The organism is Niabella aquatica (assembly GCF_054779315.1).
Map to the genome: position 1 here is coordinate 150,236 of NZ_BAAGYM010000015.1, position 22,398 is coordinate 172,633.

General features: G+C 43.2%; 16 protein-coding genes. 12 read left to right on the forward strand and 4 right to left on the reverse strand.

Annotated features, from left to right (window positions below; genetic code table 11):
• Positions 1–81: 81 nt before the first annotated feature.
• Complete coding sequence (locus tag ACYVBM_RS13135; RefSeq protein ID WP_460686127.1) at positions 82–306, reverse strand: hypothetical protein; 225 nt, start codon at positions 304–306, stop codon at positions 82–84.
• A gap of 440 nt (positions 307–746) precedes the next feature.
• Between ACYVBM_RS13135 and ACYVBM_RS13140 the strand changes: the two genes are divergently transcribed.
• Positions 747–1,796 (forward strand): fatty acid desaturase family protein, encoded by a 1,050-nt coding sequence (locus ACYVBM_RS13140; RefSeq protein WP_460686128.1) that lies wholly within the window; start codon positions 747–749, stop codon positions 1,794–1,796.
• A 104-nt stretch (positions 1,797–1,900) separates the two neighbouring features.
• Here the strand turns inward: ACYVBM_RS13140 and ACYVBM_RS13145 are convergent, their stop codons facing one another.
• Together ACYVBM_RS13145 and ACYVBM_RS13150 are read right to left on the reverse strand one after the other, a co-directional pair.
• Positions 1,901–2,062 (reverse strand): hypothetical protein, encoded by a 162-nt coding sequence (locus ACYVBM_RS13145; RefSeq protein ID WP_460686129.1) that lies wholly within the window; start codon positions 2,060–2,062, stop codon positions 1,901–1,903.
• 62 nt (positions 2,063–2,124) lie between these two features.
• The gene (locus ACYVBM_RS13150) at positions 2,125–3,384 is read right to left on the reverse strand and encodes a DEAD/DEAH box helicase (RefSeq protein WP_460686130.1); all 1,260 of its coding nucleotides are present in this window, start codon (positions 3,382–3,384) and stop codon (positions 2,125–2,127) included.
• A gap of 675 nt (positions 3,385–4,059) precedes the next feature.
• Here ACYVBM_RS13150 and ACYVBM_RS13155 point away from each other — a divergent pair.
• From ACYVBM_RS13155 to ACYVBM_RS13170, 4 genes are all read left to right on the forward strand, one after another.
• Positions 4,060–4,530 carry an NUDIX domain-containing protein gene (locus ACYVBM_RS13155; protein WP_460686131.1) on the forward strand — a complete coding sequence of 157 codons (471 nt, stop codon included), beginning with the start codon at positions 4,060–4,062 and terminating at the stop codon, positions 4,528–4,530.
• Positions 4,531–4,627: 97 nt separating this feature from the next.
• A complete protein-coding gene (locus ACYVBM_RS13160) occupies positions 4,628–5,023 on the forward strand; it encodes a VOC family protein (protein ID WP_460686132.1) in 396 nt (131 codons plus the stop codon).
• A 291-nt stretch (positions 5,024–5,314) separates the two neighbouring features.
• Entirely contained in the window at positions 5,315–5,512 is a 198-nt protein-coding gene (locus ACYVBM_RS13165) for a hypothetical protein (RefSeq protein ID WP_460686133.1), read from the forward strand.
• A 96-nt stretch (positions 5,513–5,608) separates the two neighbouring features.
• Positions 5,609–6,358 carry a class I SAM-dependent methyltransferase gene (locus ACYVBM_RS13170; RefSeq protein ID WP_460686134.1) on the forward strand — a complete coding sequence of 250 codons (750 nt, stop codon included), beginning with the start codon at positions 5,609–5,611 and terminating at the stop codon, positions 6,356–6,358.
• A gap of 125 nt (positions 6,359–6,483) precedes the next feature.
• Here ACYVBM_RS13170 and ACYVBM_RS13175 read toward each other — a convergent pair whose 3' ends face one another.
• A complete protein-coding gene (locus ACYVBM_RS13175) occupies positions 6,484–6,996 on the reverse strand; it encodes a ClbS/DfsB family four-helix bundle protein (protein ID WP_460686135.1) in 513 nt (170 codons plus the stop codon).
• 546 nt (positions 6,997–7,542) lie between these two features.
• On the opposite strand from ACYVBM_RS13175, the gene ACYVBM_RS13180 reads away from it, so the two are divergent.
• From ACYVBM_RS13180 to xyl3A, 7 genes are all read left to right on the forward strand, one after another.
• Positions 7,543–9,981: a glycoside hydrolase family 31 protein gene (locus ACYVBM_RS13180; protein WP_460686136.1), complete on the forward strand. Its 2,439-nt coding sequence runs from the start codon at positions 7,543–7,545 to the stop codon at positions 9,979–9,981.
• A gap of 31 nt (positions 9,982–10,012) precedes the next feature.
• Positions 10,013–11,392, forward strand: coding sequence for a glycoside hydrolase family 43 protein (locus ACYVBM_RS13185; protein WP_460686137.1), 1,380 nt, complete (start codon positions 10,013–10,015; stop codon positions 11,390–11,392).
• A 36-nt stretch (positions 11,393–11,428) separates the two neighbouring features.
• Positions 11,429–13,471 carry an NPCBM/NEW2 domain-containing protein gene (locus ACYVBM_RS13190; protein ID WP_460686138.1) on the forward strand — a complete coding sequence of 681 codons (2,043 nt, stop codon included), beginning with the start codon at positions 11,429–11,431 and terminating at the stop codon, positions 13,469–13,471.
• 87 nt (positions 13,472–13,558) lie between these two features.
• On the forward strand, positions 13,559–15,532 hold the full coding sequence (locus ACYVBM_RS13195; protein WP_460686139.1) for a glycoside hydrolase family 97 protein: 1,974 nt from the start codon (positions 13,559–13,561) through the stop codon (positions 15,530–15,532).
• Between the two features lie 135 nt (positions 15,533–15,667).
• Positions 15,668–18,295 (forward strand): glycoside hydrolase family 31 protein, encoded by a 2,628-nt coding sequence (locus tag ACYVBM_RS13200; RefSeq protein ID WP_460686140.1) that lies wholly within the window; start codon positions 15,668–15,670, stop codon positions 18,293–18,295.
• A 45-nt stretch (positions 18,296–18,340) separates the two neighbouring features.
• The gene (locus tag ACYVBM_RS13205; RefSeq protein WP_460686141.1) at positions 18,341–19,753 is read left to right on the forward strand and encodes a glycoside hydrolase family 43 protein; all 1,413 of its coding nucleotides are present in this window, start codon (positions 18,341–18,343) and stop codon (positions 19,751–19,753) included.
• Between the two features lie 28 nt (positions 19,754–19,781).
• Positions 19,782–22,394: a xylan 1,4-beta-xylosidase gene (gene xyl3A, locus ACYVBM_RS13210; RefSeq protein WP_460686142.1), complete on the forward strand. Its 2,613-nt coding sequence runs from the start codon at positions 19,782–19,784 to the stop codon at positions 22,392–22,394.
• Positions 22,395–22,398 lie beyond the last annotated feature (4 nt).

Below are 22,398 nucleotides of genomic sequence, written 5' to 3' on the forward strand. Positions count from 1 at the left end.
GTTCCTGAATATACTGCTTTTTCCCGGTATAACCTGTTAATACAACAAAAAACACTTATCGCAACACCAGGGAGACTGATTTTAGACATTTGTTTTCTTCTGCTTGGTAATGATATAAAAAATTGTTCCTTCCCTTAGCTCTTTGTGCCAGTCCCATTCATCCATATTTACAACGGTTCTTTTAGCCGTATAATTGCTTAAACTGGTAATAGCGTCTCCCGTAAAGCAAATGTTAGGAGCAACCATTTCCATATTTTTCAGGATAAACTTTAAGGAGGCTTTCCCCGAATGATCATTTTTATACATTGTAAATAATTATTTGCGTAACTAAAAAGAACACGGTCAAAGAACATTGCATATAAACCGGTTAGCTTACGCTATTATAACAGCGTTCCGCTGCAAATAGTTTAGCCTGATATTCCTGGGTGCCTCAAAACCACCGCTCTAAAAATTCTGAAAACAAACAAATAGCTAATATTTAACAACTTTTGGCGGGTGAGATATGGAGATACCGGTTTAAATGGTTATCTTCCAAAATATAATCACACTTTAAAGGTTTGCATGGGGCGAAACATGAAAAGTATGGCCGTCTCAAAGGCCGGTTAGGTTATTCTGTTGTAACATCATGCTTAAAATCCTTTGAGACAGTCATATATACCACGTAGTTCCGGTAGCCATCACAATTGTCTGCTATGAATAAGCCCGGAATTTTTTCGGATCAGTAGTGGCCATCTAAAAATATACTAATGAAGATTTTATCTGAGTTAACAGATCCTGTTTATACGCCCAGGCTTTTAAATTTCTATGACCGGTTGTGGATGCGTTTTATAAAAGACCCCCGGGACCTGCCTTTTATATACCTGCTTACTATGATACACCTGACGGTAGTTCCACTGGCCGTTTTGCTATTTACACCACTTTTAGCAGGATGGGCCTGGTGGGCTGTTGCGATCGGCTATTTTTATATCGCGCAGTTTTATTTTAAAGGGAGATTCGGCTTAATGTTTCATTGTCTTTGCCATCGGAAAATATTTAAACCAGCTTACCAGAATACTTTTCATTTTTATATTACCTGGGTGATCTGTCCGTTGTTCGGCCATGCGCCGGAAGGGTATTATAGTCATCATTTAGGCATGCACCATGTGGAGAATAATACAGAAGAAGATTCCAGCAGCACTATGTTTTATCAGCGTGACAGCTTTAGCAGCTTTCTTGCCTATTTTTTCAACTTCATCCTGCTGGGCTTTAAAGAAACTTTTGAATACCTGTATAAAAGAAAAAGGAAGAAATTATACACCAGGTTTACTTTGGGAGAATGGCTGTACATCCTGTTTTGTATTGTTATGTGTTTTGTTGACCTGAAAGCGACCCTGGTAGTTTTTGTAATCCCTTTAATTTTTGCCCGCTTTGTAATGATGCTGGGTAACTGGACGCAACACTCCTTTATTGACCGTTCCAATCCGGAGGATATTTTTACCAACTCTATTAACTGCATCAATACCTCTTACAATCACACCTGCTGGAATGACGGGTATCATATCATTCACCATTTACGCCCGGGTATGCATTATACCGAAATGCCCGGAGAGTTTTGGAAGCGCAAAGATGAATTTGCCCGGAAAAAAGCGATCGTATTTGACGGTATCCATTACCTGCATGTATTCATTTACCTGATGACCAAGCAATATCCTAAACTGGCAGATAACCTGGTGAATATAAACGGGATGTTTGACAGCCGCGAACAAGCCATACAATTGATGAAAGAACGTACTAAAAGATGTAAAGCCTTTTCCTGATTCGTTACCAGGAGGTCTTTATCCGAAACTATTATATGCATAAAAGACCCGCCGTAATTGAATTACGGCGGGTCTTTTATGCCCAGGTCCTATAATTAAGTGCGCTACTGCAATGAAATGCACCTGATATGAATCACCAGACCTTTATGTTGCCCCGGGATGTACAGTGTTACATAATTGCCGTCTATTTCTACTACGGTATATTTCTTTTCAGAGTTGAAAGGGGGTAAAAGTGTAACAATATCACCGATTTTTATATGAGCCATCCAAGATAATTTTTAGGCGGAAGTGGTTTAAATGAACAATTGCCCGGTCGGTTCAATCATTGCTATTTCAACATAGCCGAGCTTTGTTTAACCTTTCTTTGAGAATAACTGTTCTTTCTTTCACCCCGGCCACTCCCCTGGAAAGGCAATTGAAATGAACGGGCTGGGGCAGCATCTTTTTCATGCAGGAGCGGCACATCAAATGCATGATTACTTACCACGGGTATTTTTTTATTCACCAGCTTTTGAATATCGCGCAGGTATATTTTTTCTTCATCATCGCAAAAAGAAATAGCAATGCCTTCTGCTCCTGCCCTGCCGGTCCGGCCAATACGGTGCACGTAGGTTTCCGGTATATTGGGCAGTTCATAATTGATCACATAACCCATATCATCAATATCAATACCCCTGGCAGCAATATCCGTAGCCACCAGCACCCTTATCGCTCCTGTTTTAAAATTCAAAAGTGCTGTCTGTCTCGCCGACTGTGATTTATTACCATGTATAGCGGCAGCTTTAATACCTGCCCGGATAAGATTTTTTACAATCTTATCAGACCCATGTTTTGTTCTTGCAAACACCAATGCAGTTGTAATGCCCTCATCTTTTAATACATGCAGCAACAAAGACGGCTTGTGTTGTTTTTGCGTATAGTACAGTGATTGCTGTATACGGTCGACTGTTGTTGCCGGTGGCGTTACAGCTATTCTTACAGGCCGATTTAACAGCGTGTCTGACAGCTCCTGGATCTCAGGAGGCATGGTTGCAGAAAATAGGATCGTTTGCCGTTGTAAAGGCAACCTGGAAAAGATCTTCCGCACATCATGAATAAACCCCATGTCCAGCATACGGTCTGCCTCATCCAGTACCAGGTATTGAATATCGCTTAAAGAAAGGCAACGTTGATTAAGAAGATCCAGCAAACGGCCGGGAGTGGCAATAAGCACATCTACCTGTTGCTGTAATGCCTTCACCTGGTTATGTTGAGAAACCCCTCCAAAAATGGCGAGATGCTTTAAAGAAAGATACTTGCCATAGGTTGCAAAACTTTCTGCCACCTGCAGCGCCAGCTCCCTGGTAGGCACTAGTATTAAAGCACGGGAGTTAGGGGTAATTTTGCCTGGCTCCAGGTGCAGCAACTGCAGCAGCGGCAAGGCAAAAGAAGCCGTTTTACCGGTGCCGGTTTGGGCACAGGCCAAAACATCTCTTTTTTGTAAAATTACCGGGATAGATTTTTCCTGTACAGGAGTGGGTGTGGTATAGCATGCTTCGCCCAGCGCTTTTTGTAAAGGCGCAATAAGCTGTAAATTGTTAAATGACAAATTAAATAAAATTAAAAAATGATAAAATAGGGGTACGGTTATCCAGCAAACAAGTGCGGATATAATACCTGCCTTACGTTAAGCAATCACTATATTTGAATGGAGGAAAAAGACAAATCCAGTGTTAGGATAACATACGATATAGTAAAGATAAGCATTTTCGATGGTATAGGCATTATATTTTCAGGGCAAGACGCAAAACTTTAAGCTGGCAGATTCAGGATATTGGTAAAGTACTTTTCCTCACAAATTGCAGCGCCCTGCACGGCAGAATGATTTTGGGTACAACAATTTTGCTATACAGATCAAAATACGAAGAGAAGGCAGGAATAGATAGCTGAAAAGGAAATTATTCGTGCATTTGCAGCTATGTTTTATTGGTTGTGTAACATACACGAATGAGTACAGGAGATAGTACTTTAGTTAAAAGCATATTGAATAATGCGCGCGCTTAGCATTATTCGTTTGTTGTGAGGTGAAGCTATTTACACAGCCTATACACACATCTTTTGGCTGGACCCCCTGGAGCTACCAGCTAAAAAGCAAATATCCTGGAGCCAGTTTCCCTGATCTCTGTAAAAGCAGTTAATTTAGCAATTTATTATTCCGCCGGTTCTGTTGAATAACAAAAAATCAAACAACAGGCCGATAATCATTTAGAAAAAACTATCGGCAATGAAAGCAAGCGCAGGCATTTTATTGTTTAAAAGAGATCATGCAGGCATCTACTTTTTCCTGGTACATCCTGGCGGACCTTTCTGGAAAAATAAAGATATAGGCGCCTGGTCCATTCCAAAAGGGGAGCTGTTAATAGACGAAGATCCCCTGGAACGTGCTAAAACAGAATTTAAAGAAGAAACAGGACAGGCTATTGAAGGTGCATTTACTTCTTTATCCACCATAAAGCAGAAGGGAGGGAAAATAGTATTAGCCTGGGCCTTAAAAGGAGACATAGACACAAGCACATTAAGCAGCAATTCTTTTGATCTTACCTGGCCGCCCAGGTCCGGCAAAATAATTCGTGTACCCGAAATTGACCGGTGGGAGTGGTTTACATACGAAGAGGCTAAACGGCGGATCAACCCGGCGCAGGTGCCGTTTCTTACAGAAGTAGTGGCTTTTGACGAAAAGGATGGGAGTCTTTAATTGGGATCTAACCCGTTAACCCTTTTACATCACGGATAAGATCAAAAAGAATTTATAAACCCCGGCTTAACCTTTTACCAATAAAATAAGAAGAAACATGAATATAATCAGCGATTACGACAATTTCTTTCTGCCTGCGGATAATCTTGACACGGCAAAGGAATTTTATAAAAATAAACTCGGGCTTGACATTAAGTTTGATTTTGCCGACAAAGGAATGACTGCTTTTAAAGTTGGCGAGAATGAACCCGCAATTATTGTTAGTAATATGCAAAATGCAAAACCTGCAATCTGGCTCACTGTGGATAATGTCCGACAAGTGTACGAAGAGCTCAAACAAAAGGGAGTTCAGTTTTTCAGCGAGCCATTTGAGATTATGACCGGTGTTTCCGTTGAATTCAGCGACCCGTTCGGCAATAAATTAGGGCTGACGGACTACTCCAAAATGCCAACCTTTCGCGGGGGAAAAAACAACCGTGATCATGGTGAATGAATAACTACCGTCGTTTGAATTTTGTGGCAGACGGCCATAAAAATAAAATGTACAAAAAGAAAACATATCTTTCTTACAGAAACGATACTTTACGTAAATGATCAACAGGCAAATGCTTCTTTTTACTCCGAACTCTGCGGCCAAATTCCCATTTAAACGTTCCCGGTATGACAGCGTTTATACTTGCTGACAACTGTAAAACGGGGTTGATGCCTAAGAAGGGCTAAAATATTTTCAGACAAAATTCCTCATCCAGACCAGGGCTACGGGATACCAAGATGTGAACTTTATTTGTATGTTGAAAACATCGGTCTGGAATTTGATAATGCAATAAAAGCCGGAGCGAAACTTATCCGGTTCCAGACAAAAGACGGGGCGGCAAGGTGGACTATTTTGCCGCTATGGATGGGCACATTTATTGCATTTACCGAAAAACTCAATAATAAGCAGCTTACACCCGGAAATAACCGGCCACTTTTACCTGAATAAAACCGGGGTAGAATCGATTGCAATCTTCTGTTCGTTATCCAGGTAGCTATATCGGGAGCGTTTATATGTACGTTTTATCATATAATAATTAAGCGCATGAAAAAAGACAATACCAAAAGATTTTCAGAACACGTGGATGATTATATTAAATATCGCCCATCTTATCCCCAGGAAATGATAGATGTTTTAGAGAAATGCATAGGATTGAACAGTAAAAAAACAATTGCAGACATTGGTTCAGGAACCGGAATTTCTTCTATCCCCTTTCTTGAGAATGGAAACGTTGTTTATGGCATTGAACCCAACAAAGAGATGAGAAACGCACAGGCACTCATGCTGGAAAAATTCCCCACCTTCAAAAGTGTTAATGGTTCTGCTGAAAAAACCACCCTTTCTGATAAAAGTGTCGATATTATATTTAGCGGGCAGGCTTTTCATTGGTTTGACAAAGAAGCCAGTAAAAAAGAATTTAAAAGAATCTTAAGCCCCGGGGGGCATATTGTCCTGGTTTGGAATTCCAGGAACACTCAATCGGAACTTCAGAAAGCTTACGAGCAGATCTTATATGAAAACATTAAAGAGTACCAAGATGTAAATCATCACAATGTTGATAAAGAAGTGATTGCCCAATTTTTTAGCCCCCGGGAATTGTTCCTTACTACGCTTCAAAATGCGCAGGAATTTGACCTGGCAGGCCTGAAGGGCAGACTGAGATCATCTTCCTATTGCCCTAAAGACGGCCCTGTGTTCAACAAATTAATGGGAGAAATGGACACTTTGTTTTCCAAATATCAAAATAATGGCAAAATAGCTTTTACTTATGAAACATTGATGTATTGGAACTGATAAGATTGGGCGTTTTAAGTAAGCATACTATTGTTCTGTTGAAAAAATTGTATTAAAATGTATACTCCCGTCGCATGAGCACCATAATCGCTCCCTGTTTTTTTCCATTAAATATCTGATGAAATCTAGAACATGTGATTCTCTTTTTTCCACTTCCGTATTCTTCCTCTTGCATTGGTATAAGGAGATGCCGTGTTGAACTGAATCATTCTCCCGAGCGTCCATTTTTCGTACCAGGCTATCCCATAAAGCTCGTCATTTGATTTGGCATCAATTACTTTTAAGATTTCGCGAATGGTCTCATCCAACTTCCCCTGTAAAGCAGTAAAGTCATCGTTTTCGTAATCGCGATAGAATTTTTGAGCCAGTTTTCCCAGTTCATTCCAACGATATCCGGTTTCAGGAAAATCAACCGCCTTGTTATGATCTTTTTTATCAATCCACTTCAGGATTAATACGCCCCAGCCAACGAGATAAGACAAAAGATTATTGATGCTCATCAGACTTCCCTTCGCATGCCCTTCAAGTTCTTTGACCCCCGCTTTTGCAGAAGAAATAGTAAGCAGCTCTTTACAGAGTTTTTCATAGTTGATTTTTATTGCCGTTTGTAATTCGCTTTTATTAGTAGGTACTGCCATTATAAAAACATTTTTATTTCTTATTTATTCTGCTTTTTAGTGGCAAACTTACAGAAACACTGCATTCTGGTATACGTTCCAGCGAAGTAGCAGCCAGTTAGCTTTCGCCTGTTTTCAAAAGAGGCCCGCCATTAACTACACTGCCAATCTGTCTTTTTTAAGATCAAGATTTGCTTATTTTTTTACTTGCCTGCTGTATTTTGAGCAATGCTGATTTTTGCTCTTTTATAGCAGCATGTGGTGGTAAACAGTATTAATTATCTAAAATCGAAACTAAAATATCTTCTATCGAAGCGTTTCCATCACCAATAAAATATATTTGGCTATCAGTTTATCTGATGATATGAGTTAATCGGTTTTTGTCAGTTTGTCTGGCTGCTAACGGTTCTGGATTTGTTCAGATGGGGGCTTCAGCAATCCTATTTTACTAAAGAAACAAAAGTTGTACAAGTTGCGTGTTTCTGCAAAATGAAGCGTTACCATATGGGAACTGGGAAAAAGTCGCCTGCAATTAATTTTAAAATCAGCCTGTCAACAATGAGTCGGATGGTCGTTCTTTTTCTGGTCGCCTTAGCAGCCTCTATAAGCTGCCTGGCACAGTCTTTTGAAAAAAACGGATCAGGACTGAAAACAGTTGTAAACAACATGAATGTTGAAATCCGGCTTTATGGACCTGGTATTGTGAGAGTTATAAAATGGCCGGCAGGTAAAAATTTTTCCAAACAAAGCCTTTCTGTTATAAAAGAGCCGGTAAGTAACCTGTTTACCGTCAGCGAGCAGCAACAGGAGCTTTTGTTAAAGACTGCATCATTGCGGGTTGTTTTGAATACTCAAAGTGGCGTCATTCAATTTAAAAGCCTGCTGAATACTGATTTGATGAAAGAAAAAGAGGATGGTGCGGCCTTCAGTGAATTGAATGATAATGGTTCTTTTACCTATAAAGTGTCCCAAACTTTTGCGCTGGATGCAGATGAAGCTATTTATGGTTTAGGCATTCTTCAAAACGGAAAAATGTCGCAGCGTAACCAGGAAGTAACAATGGTTCAAAACAATACCTGGGATTTTGTTACTTTTTTTCAATCGGTAAAAGGATATGGTGTGTATTGGGATAATTACTCACCAACAAAATTCAGGGACACTCATAAGAGCACTTCGTTTGAATCGGAAGTAGGCGATGGCATTGACTATTATTTTATTTACGGTAAAAATGCGGATGGGGTGGTAGCTGGCATGCGTGAGCTTACCGGCCAGGTGCCTATGTTTCCTCTTTGGAGCTATGGTTTTTGGCAAAGCAAAGAGCGTTACAAAACACAGCATGAAATTGTAGGGGTCGTGAAAAAGTATCGCGAACTGGGAGTTCCGCTGGATGGCATTATCCAGGATTGGCAATACTGGGGTAATAATTACCAGTGGAACGCGATGGACTTCATCAGCCCTGACTTTCCTGATGCTCAAAAAATGGTGAAAGATATCCATGGTTTAAACGCCCGCCTGGCGGTTTCCATCTGGTCTTCATTTGGCCCCATGACCAAGCCTTACCGGGAAATGGATGAGAAAGGAATGCTGTTCAACTTTAAAACCTGGCCTGAATCGGGCAGGGAAGTCTGGCCTCCGGATACCAGCTACCCGTCTGGCGTGAGGGTTTACGATGCCTATAACCCCGAAGCCAGGGATATTTACTGGAAATATTTAAACAAGGGCGTGTTCCGTCTGGGCGTAGATGCGTGGTGGATGGACTCCAGCGAGCCTGATCATCTTAGTCAGAAGCCGGAGGACATGAATACTACGACCTACCTCGGCTCCTTCCGTAAGGTTAGAAATGCTTACCCGTTGATGACAGTAGGAGGCGTATATACCCATCAGCGTAAAGTTACGTCTGATAAAAGGGTATTTATTCTTACCAGATCGGCCTTTGCCGGCCAGCAACGCTATGGTGCCAGTGTTTGGTCGGGTGATGTTAATTCTTCTTGGGAGTCGCTGAGAAACCAGGTTCCGGCAGGTTTAAACTTTTCGCTTACGGGTAATCCAAACTTCAATTCAGATATAGGAGGCTTTTTTGCCGGAGCCTATAATAAAAGCTGGAATGATGGAACAGGCGCTAAGAATCCGCAATTCCAGGAACTGTATGTACGTTGGCTGCAATATGCCACTTTTACGCCTATGATGCGTTCACATGGAACAGATGTGCCCCGGGAAATTTACCAGTTTGGAGAAAAGGGAACACCTGTTTATGACGCCATAGCATCTTTTATTAAACTCAGGTATAACCTGCTCCCCTATATTTATTCCACCTCCTGGGACGTAACAAAAAATCAATCCAGCTTTATGAGGGCATTGATAATGGATTTTGCTGGTGATAAAAAGGTCTGGAATATCAATAATGAATACCTGTTCGGTAAAGCTCTTTTAGTGGCCCCGGTACTGCATGCGCACTACACTCCCGAAAAGGTGGTTAAAACCAACGAACAGGATGGGTGGAATAAACCAACAGAAAACAGCAAGGAAGGCGTTGCTGCAATTAATTTCGCCCAATCCAAAACCGTAAAAACATACCTGCCCCTGGGTACCCAATGGTACGATTTCTGGACCAATGAAGTACATACCGGGGGGAAGGAAATCGAAAAAGAAACCACCCTTGGTATTCTACCTCTCTATGTAAAGGCAGGCAGTATTATTCCCTGGGGGCCTGATGTGCAGTATGCCGAAGAAAAAAAATGGGACCACCTGACTGTAAAAGTGTATCCCGGTGCAGATGGCAATTTTATATTATATGAAGATGAATTGGACAATTACAATTATGAAAAAGGCATGTACACAGAGATCCCCTTTTCATGGAACGATCGTTTACGCACACTCACAATAGATACGCGTAAGGGCATATATGAAGGTATGCTGAAAAGCAGAATATTTACCATCGTACTGCCTGGCGGCAATCAAAAAACAGTTACCTATTCGGGCAAAAAACTGAGTATCGTTTTAAAATGAGGCACCCCTTAACCAATAATCATTTATAGTAATGAATAGAATGAGCTTTTTAAGCATCCCCTTGCTATTAGTATTTGGACATATAGTCCGGGCACAGAACCCTATTATTCAAACCAGGTACACAGCCGATCCGGCACCGATGGTATATAACGATACGGTGTACTTATATACCAGCCATGATGAAGACGATGCTTTTGGATTTAAAATGAAGGATTGGCTGCTGTATACCTCTACTGATATGGTGAACTGGACGGATCACGGCGTGGTTGCATCGTTAAAGGATTTTAAATGGGTAAACACCGATAATGGCGCCTGGGCGCCGCAATGCGTAGCACGTAATGGCAAGTTTTATCTTTACTGTCCTATGCCCAATGCTATGGGAATAGGAGTACTGGTATCCGACAGTCCGTACGGGCCTTTTAAAGATCCTATTGGTAAACCGCTTATAAAAAATTCGGTGGAAGATATTGACCCCACTGTCTTGATCGATGACGATGGCCAGGCATACCTGTATTGGGGCAATCCCAATCTTTGGTATGCGAAGCTGAACGAGGATATGATTTCTATTTCAGGTGATATTATTAAAGACACTTCATTTGCCAAGATACAAGGAACGCGCGATCGTTTTCATTACCAGGAAGGTCCCTGGGCCTGGAAAAAAAACGGGAAGTATTACATGGCCTACGCGTCTACCTGCTGTCCGGAGGGAATTGGTTATGCCATAGGTAAATCAGCCATCGGCCCCTGGGAGTATGGCGGAATGATTATGGATGGCGATCAGCGTTCCAGTGGTAACCATCCGGGCATTATTGATTATAAAGGCAAGTCTTATATATTTGGCTTTAATTATGCTATCCTCTGGCAAACCATGAGCAAACACCATGAGCGCCGTTCTGTTTGTGTAACCGAGCTTACCTACAATGCAGATGGGACAATTCAGCAACTCCCTTTCTGGACCTCCGAAGGTGCCAAAAGAGTCGGCACCCTTAATCCCTACAATAAGGTAGAAGCAGAAACAATGGCCTACAGTGAAGGGCTAAAAACGGAAATGGTCACCGAATGGGAGCGGAATCAACCCTATAACAGGGGCAGAAAAATCGCTGACCGTATTATTGTCACCTCCATTAATAATGGCGACTATATTAAGGTGCAGGGCGTAGATTTTTCCAGAGGAGTAAAATCCCTCGACGTTTCGGTAGCAGCGCTTTACGGGGGTAAGATAGAAGTGCGTACCGGAAGTACAGGCGGTCCGTTACTGGGTGTGGTAAATGTTACCGGCTCGGGAGAAGGTGATATCTGGAAGACTATTAAAACGCCGCTAAAGTCTGCTAAGGGCATACATGATCTGTATTTTGTTTTTAAAGGAAATAAAGATCTTTTCTATTTTGACTGGTGGCAATTTAATGAATAGTAGCATTCGTATTTATTTAAAAGTGAAATAATGATTATGGTAAAATTTTTTGAAAAGCAGTGGTTATTATTATTCATAGCAGTGTTATTGATACTGACAGGCAATAATATTTACGCACAAAATAAGGTGTGGCTGGATCAGTTGGATTTAAGTGTGGCTACACAAGGTCACGGCAAACCGGGGATTAACAAATCCGTTGACGGCAGGCCACTCACTATAGCAGGTAAAACCTTTGAAAGAGGATTTGGAACCCATGCAGAAAGCTCGTTATTTATAAAACTTAATGGCAGGGCGGCTCAATTTTCAGCATTAGTGGGCTTAGATGATGAGATGAAAGGACAAAAACCCGCCGTTGAATTTGAAATTTATGCTGACGATAAAAAAATATGGTCGAGCGGTGTGATGCGCTTAGGAGATGCGGCCAAACCGGTATCGGTATCATTAGCGGGTATTGATAAACTGGAATTAGTGGTTACCGATGGAGGCAACGGGCCTTATTATGACCATGCCAATTGGGTAGATGCCGTATTCGATGCAACAGGGGTTACTACCTTTGCCACGTTCAATCCGGTAGCGTCCGAGCCCTATATTCTTACACCCGCAGCGCCTGCCACGCCCCGTATCAATGCGGCGCCTGTGTTCGGCGTACGTCCGGGGTCACCCTTCCTGTTCCGGATACCGGCAACAGGCGACAGGCCAATGGCATTTTCAGCTGCAAATCTTCCCAGGGGTTTACAGCTGGATTCCAGGACAGGGATTATTACCGGTAAAATCAACCAGAAAGGAACTTTTAATGTATTGCTTACCGCAAAAAATGCAAAAGGGAAAACTACCAAAAAGCTGCGGATTGAATGTGGTGACAAAATTGCACTGACGCCGCCAATGGGCTGGAATAGCTGGAACTGCTTTGGGCATGAAGTTTCGGCAAATAAAGTGAAAAAAGCTGCAGATGCGCTTATTAAAAGTGGCCTGATCAATCATGGCTGGAGCTATATTAATATTGATGATTCCTGGCAACACAACCGGGACTCCAAAGACCCGGCATTTAAAGGGAAAATGCGCGACGAGCAGGGATATATCCTTCCTAACTCCAAATTCCCTGATATGAAAGGGCTTACGGATTATCTGCATGCCAACGGTCTTAAGGCGGGGATCTATTCTTCTCCCGGGCCATGGACCTGCGGCGGCTGCGCCGGCAGCTATGGTTTCGAAAGGCAGGATGCAGAAAGCTATTCCCGCTGGGGGTTTGATTACTTAAAATATGATTGGTGCAGCTACGGTGGTGTACTGAATGGCTTACCTGACAATGATTCCAATAAGGTTCCTTCCCTGGCTTTTCAGGGTGGTGGCGACCCGGTGCATGGCATCAAACCTTTTAAAATAATGGGCGATTATCTCTTGCAGCAACAGCGTGATATAGTATATAGCCTTTGCCAGTATGGCATGGGAGATGTATGGAAATGGGGCGACTCGGTAGGTGGTCAGCTATGGCGCACTACAAACGACATTACCGATAGCTGGTCGAGCGTGAGAAGTATTGCATTGGCACAGGATAAGGCAGCGGCCTGGACAAAGCCGGGGAACTGGAATGATCCGGACATGCTGGTAGTAGGTACTGTGGGATGGGGAAATGCGCATCCCAGCCGCCTGAAGCCCGATGAGCAATACCTGCATATCAGCTTGTGGAGTATTTTCTCAGCACCATTGCTGATTGGCTGCGATCTTGAAAAGCTGGATGCCTTTACCTTAAATCTTTTAACAAATGATGAAGTGATTGCTGTAAACCAGGACGCATTGGGACGCCAGGGCACCTGTCTGCAAACCATCGGGGAACTACGTATATATGTAAAGGAACTGGAAGATGGAAGCAAGGCCGTAGCCTTTACCAACTTTGGGAGAGATAAGATCAACATATCTTATAAGGATTTTGAAAAGTTGAAGATCAAAGGAAAACAGGTAGTACGCGATCTTTGGCGGCAGAAAGACATTGCCAGGATAGATACCGGCAAAGAGGCGTTATCATTGGAGATCCCCGTGCATGGAGTGTTGTATTACAAATTTAAAGCGGCAGGCAAATAAATATTTAAAGCGGTATAGTGTTGCTTGATAAACCGCAGGCAATATAGCGCAGATGATTACCCGTTGCATGATAAAATTAACTATTACATGATACGAAGATCGATACCGTTGCTTACACTGTGCATATGGGTTGCAGTGATTTGTTTAAAAGCTCAGCAAAATAACGTTTTACAGAACTACGAAACACCATCGCAACCGCCCGTCATTGTCTCGCCCAATCAAAAAATAATAGTCAGCACTATTGCGCCCGCAGAAATAGCGGATGATATGTGGAGTTTGCAAATAGATTACCGGGATGGTGAGAAAGTAACACGGGCAATACCTGCAGTTGATTTAGGACTGGTTTTGAACAATATGGATTTTTCCCGGGGCCTTCGTTTTGTAAAAGCAACAAAACCTGCCTTGGTAAATGAAAAATACACAGTCACGCACGGCAAAAGGCTGGAGCGCAGTAATGCAGCTCATCAGGTAATTTTATCTTTTGAAAATAAGCTGAAACAGAAACTGAGTGTGGTAGTGCGTGCTTATAATGATGGAGTTACTTTTCGTTATGAGCTTAACGGTAAGCAAGGCGCTTACACTGTAAACGATGAGTTAACTGCTTATTCGATAACTCCTGAAACGAATCGCTGGATGGAGAAATGGAATCCTGCCAATGAAGGATTGTACACGGCCATGAATAGCGATAAAGTTCGACAGGATGAATGGTGTTATCCTGCGTTGTTTAGCACAAAAGACAGTTCCTGTTGGTTTTTATTGCACGAATCTGATGTAAATAGGAGTTATTGCGGTTCCAAGCTGAGTAATACGGCAGACAGATCAAAGTACAAAATCACCTTCCCTGATCCCAAAGACGGCAGAGGTAGCGGAGCATCGTTGCCAACGGTAACACTTCCCTGGCAATCGCCGTGGAGAGTGATCATAATGGGAGCGCTTTCTGATGTGGTAAATTCTACCCTGGTTGACGACGTGGCATCTCCGTCTAAAATAGCCAATACCGGTTGGATAAAGCCCGGCCTGGTTTCCTGGAATTACTGGTCAGATAACCATGGTACCCGGGATTTTAAAACGGTTTGTGCTTTTGCTGATCTTGCTGCTGAAATGAACTGGCCTTATACCCTGCTGGATTGGGAATGGGATGCTATGGGCAATGGCGGGAACCTGGAAGATGCTTTAAAATATATACATTCGAAAGGCGTAAAACCGCTGATGTGGTACAACTCAGGCGGAGCGCATACCTGGGTAGGAGCCACTCCCAAAGACCGGATGCTGACACATGAGAACAGGGTAGCTGAATTTACCAGGCTCAAAAAGCTGGGTGTTGCGGGTGTTAAAATAGACTTTTTTGAAAGCGAAAAGCAAAATATGATCCAGTACTACCTGGATATACTGGAGGATGCTGCCCAATTCGAAATGATGGTTTATTTTCATGGATGCCTCGTTCCTCGGGGATGGGCGCGGACGTACCCGAACTTAATGACTTATGAAGCAGTAAGAGGTGCAGAGTGGTATAATAATGGTCCTGATTTTACAAATGCGGCGCCGGAGCACAACACGATACTGCCCTTCACACGTAATGTGGTAGGCGCAATGGATTATACGCCGGTCACGTTTACCAATTCCCAGTTCCCGCATACCACTTCCTATGGGCATGAACTGGCCTTATCCGTACTGTTTGAGTCGGCTCTCCAGCACCTGGCAGACCGGCCCGAAGGCTATTACGAACTGCCGGATGCGGCCAGGTCCTTTCTTAAAAATGTACCTGTGGCCTGGCACGATATCAAACTAATAGAAGGCTATCCAGGTAAGGATATTTCGTTAGCCAGGAAAAGAGATCGTAACTGGTATATTGGTGCTATTAACGCGGAAGGGCGGGAGAAGCAGAAAAGTATTAAACTTGATTTTTTGGAGCAGGGTATAAAATACAGGCTTACATTAATTGCCGATGGTAGACATGATAAGGAATTAGTGACTACGTATTCGGTTGTTGACCACACCTCATCTATTCATGTAAAAATGCTGCGAAGGGGTGGTTTTGCTGCATCCATAATACCGTTGTAATACTTTATTAATAGAAGTATATAGTAAAGTCCTGTATTCTGAATTTAGGCCAGTTTATTTTACAAGCCTGCCCGGTAATGTTTTATGCTATGAGCATCATGTAGCGATGTATTTGAGTAAAACTTGTGTGACAAAATGATTAAATCTAAAGCTTTTTATTTTAAAATGGCTGCCTTGCTTGCAGCGGTATTGTGCGGCCCTTTTGTTTTGTTAGCACAGTCTTACAAAACACATACCATGCGAAATGGAACATTGTCAGTTCAGCTATCAAATGGAGTATTATCTATTATACCTATTACCGATAAAGCCATAAGAATACAATGGCAAAAAGAATTAAAAGAAGAAAGGGAATTCATTCTGATACACAAGCCTTCAGTTCCGGCGGTGAAGTTTTCCGAAACTCCGCAAATGTTGAAATTGAGTACCAATGCTATTTCTGTGCTGTTTAATAAAAAAGATGCAGTCATAACATTTGCCGACAAGATGGGTAAGGTTTTTTTAAGTGAAAAGGCCGGTAGTCGGTTTTTAAAGCCTGGTATGGTAAAAGGTCAACCCTGTTATGTAGCGGAACAATCTTTTCTTTCTCCAGCGGATGAATCGCTTTTTGGACTTGGGCAGTTCCAGGATGGTCATTTTAACCTGCGTAATATATCGCGTAAGCTGACGCAGGTCAATTCGCAAATAGCCGTACCTTTTCTTTATTCCAGCAAAGGATATGGCCTGTTGTGGCATCAATATGGTCTTACCGAATTCAATCCGGCCGATCAGTTGGTGACCTTAGAAAAGCAGGATTCTTCTTCTGGCGATAAAGGGTTCGTGGAAGTGACCACTACTACCGGCACCCAGCGCGTATCGCGCCAGCAGGCAGCATACAAAGGGTCTTTTACTGTTGATCAAGATGGAGATTACACAATGATGCTTGACCTGGGCAATATGGAAAGCAGGCATTTGTTGGTTGTTGATGGCATTCCTCATATCGATCAGTCAAACCAGTGGCTGCCACCTGCGGCAAGTAAAATAATACCCTTAAAGGCCGGCAGCCATACGGTACAGATTATTTGTAAAGCCAGTAATACGCCCAAGCTATCATGGAAATTGGCAGGCAACGAAACCGTTTTCCGATCGGTAAATGCCAAAGCACTCGATTACGTGGTGTTTTGGGGTAAGGACGCCGATGAAGTAATTGGTAATTATCGGGGCCTTTCGGGCCAGGTGCCTATGTTACCTTTATGGGCCTATGGTTTTTGGCAATGCCGGGAGCGTTATACATCCGATAAACATCTGGTACAAACTGTTGAAGAATTTAGAAAAAGAAACCTTCCTGTAGACGTAATCGTGCAGGACTGGCAATACTGGGGTAAATATGGCTGGGGAGTACCCAAATTTGACGAAACCCATTATCCGGATCCCGAATTATTCATAAAAAAATTACATGATCTTAATGCGAAGTTTTCTGTATCTGTCTGGGAAAACCTGGATAAGAAATCGGAAGTGGCTAAGCCCTATATTGATAAAAATTTATACATATCTAATAGCCCATGGATTGATATTTATAATCCAGAAACCCGCAAAACACATTGGAATGCGCTTAACCATAACTTATTTAGGTACGGAGTAGACTCCTGGTGGATGGATGCCACCGAGCCTGAAAACGATGCGCTGGCAGGTAAACAAACCTACTATGGGCCAGGTGATTTTTATCGCTTAACGTACCCTCTTTTCGTGAGTAAGGCTGTATATGAGGGGCAGCGACAAACGGATACCGGCAAGCGGGTAACCATCCTCACCCGTTCTGCATTTGCTGGTCAGCAGCGTTTCGGCACTATTAACTGGAGTGGCGATATTGGCTGGGACTGGGACGTTTACAAACGCCAGATCGTTGCGGGGCTCAATTTTTCGCTCACAGGGATGCCTTACTGGACTACTGATATCGGGGGCTTCTTTCGTCCGGGTCGTGGACAATATACCGATAAGGGCTATCATGACATTTTAACCCGCTGGTTTCAATGGAGCACATTCAATACTATTTTCCGGATGCATGGCTACCAAACCGAAACAGAACCCTGGAAATATGGCGATGTAGCTGAAACGAATATGCGCAGCATGCTCAACACCCGTTACCGGTTAATACCTTATATCTATTCAATGGGCTGGCAGGTGTCCAGCAAGGGATCTACAATATTAAGACCCTTAATCATGGATTTTAAAGAGGACGCAAAAGCAATAGCCCAGGGATATCAGTATATGTTTGGAAAATTTTTGTTAGTAGCTCCCGTTACAGAAGGAGGGGTGTCAGAATGGGATGTATACCTACCTAAAGCTTCGGGATGGTTTGATTTCTGGACGGGTAAATATTTTTATGGTGGGCAGACTATAAAAACCCCGGCACCCCAGGATAAGATTCCTGTTTTTGTAAAAGCAGGGGCCATTTTGCCAATGGGAAGTGTCATGCAATATACTTCCGAAAAGACAAATGACACGCTGGAGATCCGGGTTTATAAAGGCGCCAGTGGGTATTTTGAGCTATATGAAGATGAGGGAGATAATTACAATTATGAAAAAGGAAAGTATTCTACTATCCGCTTTCAATGGAACGATTTATCTAATACACTAACGATAGGCGCATCGAAGGGAAGCTTCAACGGACAGCTAAAAACGAGATTTTTTAAAGTTATTTTCTTCAATGCCAGGGATGTTTCCGGAGCATCAACTGCTCCCAAAAATATCCTGTATAAAGGCAAACAGATACAGGTCAAAGGATAAGCTTATTCATAATAAAACATGTTAATGCAAACCAATATACAGAGTATGAAAAAAATGATACCTTTTTTTAGCACGATAGCGTTGCTATTGACGACAGGTATATTAACAGCACAGAACCCCGTAGTACAAACAAATTATACGCCCGATCCGGCGCCTATGGTTTACAAAGACCGCGTATATATGTATACGGGCGATGATATACCTGGCTACGATTTTTATTATATGACCAGGTGGCGGGTGTATTCTTCCGAAGACATGGTAAACTGGACAGACCATGGTGTGCCCATTGCATTAGAATCGTTTTCGTGGGCAAGGGACAGGGCCTGGGCCGCGCAATGTGTAGCGCGTAATGGTAAATTTTACTGGTATGTATGTGCTCAAACGGTAGATAATAATATGGCTATTGGAGTTGCAGTGGCCGACAGCCCAACCGGGCCTTTTAAAGATGCATTAGGTAAGCCATTGATCACTACCGGAAGCTGGTCCAATATCGATCCCACGGCATATATCGACGATGATGGTCAGGCCTACCTGTATTGGGGTAATGGAAGCCTGTACTATGTAAAGCTGAATAAGGATATGCTTTCTTATTCCGGCGGCATTGTCGAAGTTCCGCAAAGCATAGCATCTTTTGGTGGCGTGCGGCGCCCGCGTAACAACAATAACGCCCAGGCAGCTTCACCAGCCGAACCTAACAAAGATATGTATGTGGAAGGCCCCTGGTTCTACAAGCGCAATGGCATCTATTACCAGATGTTTGCGGGTATGGACAAGGGCAAAGAAACTTTATCTTATGCTATTAGTAATGGCCCTGCAGGTCCCTGGAAGTACCAGGGAAAAATTATGGTGGATCAGCCTACGAATAGCTTTACTAATCACGGAGGCATTATCGATTTCAGGGGAAGGTCTTATCTGTTTTACCATACAGGTTTATTAAAAGGCGGCGGAAGCTATGGCCGTTCTTCTGCAATAGAAACATTTCATTATAATCCTGACGGCACTATACCACAGGTTGCAATGACAAAAGAAGGGGTTGAGCCTGCGGGTACGCTCAACCCTTATAACCGGGTAGAAGCAGAGACCATTGCCTGGGCAGAAAAATGTACCACCTCAGAAACGGCAAAAACCGGTGTTTATGTTTCAGGGATTCGTTCGGGAGGGTATATAAAAATACGTGCGGTAGATTTTGGCAACACTGCTCCAAAGAGCTTTTCTGCAGCTATTGCTGCAGGACTTGATGGCGGCATCCTTGAAGTGCGGGTGGATAGCATTGGTGGATTGAAGCTGGCTGCTGTTAAAGTGCCGCGCACTGGTGGATGGCAGCACTGGAAGACTTTTACGGAAACGGTGCTCACACCCGTAACAGGTGTTCATGATGTGTACCTGGTGTTTAAGGGCGAGAACCTTACTGCGGGACGGGAGCTGTTTAATTTCGATTATTGGATGTTCAAAAAATAGTTTTCGGTATTTTAAAATTTTTTGGGTTATGGCATTCCGCTATATGTTTTTGCATAAATTATTTTTTACCGCTATAATTACATTTGCAGCTTCCTGCGCCATGGCACAGGAAGCTTACAAAAATCCACGGCTTTCCTTTGAAGATCGTGCCAGGGATCTGATCACTCGTCTTACATTACAGGAAAAAGTGTCGTTAATGTTAGATCAGTCTCCTGCTATACCCCGTTTAGGGATCCGTAAGTTTAATTGGTGGAGCGAAGCCCTGCATGGATTTGCGAACAATGATAGCGTTACGGTGTTCCCCGAGCCGGTAGGTATGGCGGCGTCGTTTAATGATGAACTGGTATATAAAATATTTAATGCAGTGTCTGATGAAGCCCGGGCCAAATATCACCAGGCCTTAAGAAGAGGGCAGGAAAACCGGCGTTTTCTCAGCCTGTCGGTATGGACACCCAATGTCAATATTTTTCGCGATCCGCGTTGGGGCCGTGGCCAGGAAACTTATGGCGAAGATCCCTACCTTACATCTCGTATGGGTGTAGCAGTAGTAAAAGGATTACAGGGGCCGCAGGATGCGAAGTACCGTAAGCTATTGGCTTGCGCCAAACACTTTGCAGTTCATTCCGGTCCTGAATGGAGCAGGCATTCTCTTAACCTGAACAACGTCAATCCACGCGACCTTTGGGAAACGTATTTACCTGCATTTCAATCGCTGGTACAGGAAGCCGATGTGCGCCAGGTAATGTGCGCTTACCAGCGGCTGGATGATGAGCCCTGTTGCGGTAATTCAAGGTTGTTGCAGCGCATTTTAAGGGAACAGTGGGGGTATAAGCATCTGGTAGTATCCGATTGCGGTGCCGTTACCGACTTTTTTACAACACACAAGGTTTCATCAGATGCGGTACACGCCGCTTCAAAAGCAGCACTGGCAGGCACAGATGTGGAATGTGTTTGGGCAGAATACCCGTTCGAAAAACTAACCGAGGCCGTATCCCGCGGGCTGGTGCAGGAGCAGGATATCGATAAAGCATTGTTGCGGGTATTAACAGGAAGATTTGAACTGGGTGATTTTGATGAGGATACCCTTGTACCCTGGGCAAACATACCCGCGTCTGTCATTAATAATGATGCCCATCGAAAACTGGCACTTGACATGGCTTTGCAGTCGATGACACTGTTGCAGAATAAAAATAATGCGCTGCCCCTGCAAAAGGGAATTAAGAAAATTGCTGTTGTGGGGCCCAATGCCGATAATGAACCTGTGCTATGGGGCAATTATAACGGTACGCCCATTCGCACCATTACGATACTTAATGGCATACAGTCTGTACTCGGTAAAAACAGGGTTGTGTATGATAAGGCCTGCGACCTGGTAGAAGATAAGGTAACCAACAGCTACTTCAGCATTGCGGCAAAGGATGGTAAACCAGGTGTAAAAGCTACTTATTGGAACAACAGGGAGTTTAACGGCGATGGCGTTGCAGTGCAGCAACATCCCAGTCCTGTAAAGCTTACCACTGCCGGGCAGCATGAGTTTGCACACGGGGTAAAGCTGGAGGGTTTTTCAGCCTTATATGAAACGGAGTTTACCGCACCACAAACCGAAGAGCTGGTTTTTAAATATGCAGCCACAGGCAGCTTTGAATTAGTGGTAAATGACAGCGTAATGGTGAGGTATAGCAACTGGCGTTCTCTTCCCTCTAAAATGCCATTTAAGGTAGTAAAGGGATCGAGGTATAGAATAGCGGTCAGATATGTACAATTAAACAACTGGCAGGCAAACCTTGAATTTGATTTCGGAAAAGAAAAAGATATCGACTTCACTGCCCTGGTTGATAAGTTGAAAGAAGTTGAAACGGTGGTATTCGCCGGAGGTTTATCTACTTTACTTGAAGGAGAAGAAATGCCGGTGTCTTACCCTGGCTTTAAAGACGGGGATCGTACAGATATAGAGTTGCCGCTGGTGCAGCGTAATTGCCTGAAGGCTTTGAAAGCAGCAGGTAAAAAAGTGATTTTTGTAAACTGCTCCGGATCGGCCATTGCGCTGGTACCTGAAACAAAAAGCTGCGACGCGATATTGCAGGCCTGGTATGGCGGGGAAGCTGGCGGGCAGGCAGTAGCATCCGTATTATTCGGAGCTTATAACCCGTCAGGTAAATTGCCGGTTACCTTTTATAAAGATCTTAGCCAGCTGGGTGATTTTGAGGATTACTCCATGAAAGGCCGCACTTACCGCTATATGGCCGATCCTCTTTTCCAGTTTGGTTATGGATTAAGCTACACAAGGTTTGTTATAGGCAAAGCACAAGCAAGTGCCACACAGGTTGAAAAAGGTGAGGATTTACGGTTGACTATTCCTGTAACCAATGCCGGCAAACGCAGTGGCACCGAAGTGGTGCAGGTATATGTAAAAAAACAGGGTGATAAAAACGGACCGCTAAAAACATTAAAAGCATACCAGAGAGTTGAGGTGGCAGCCGGCAAAACCGTTAATGTATCTGTAAATATTCCTTATCATTCTTTTTCTTTTTTTGACACGGATTACGGGGAAATGCTCGTAAAAACCGGGACTTATGAAATATTGTATGGCAATAGTTCAGCTGATAAAGATCTAAGCTCAGTAACCATTCAAATTAAATAAGCTA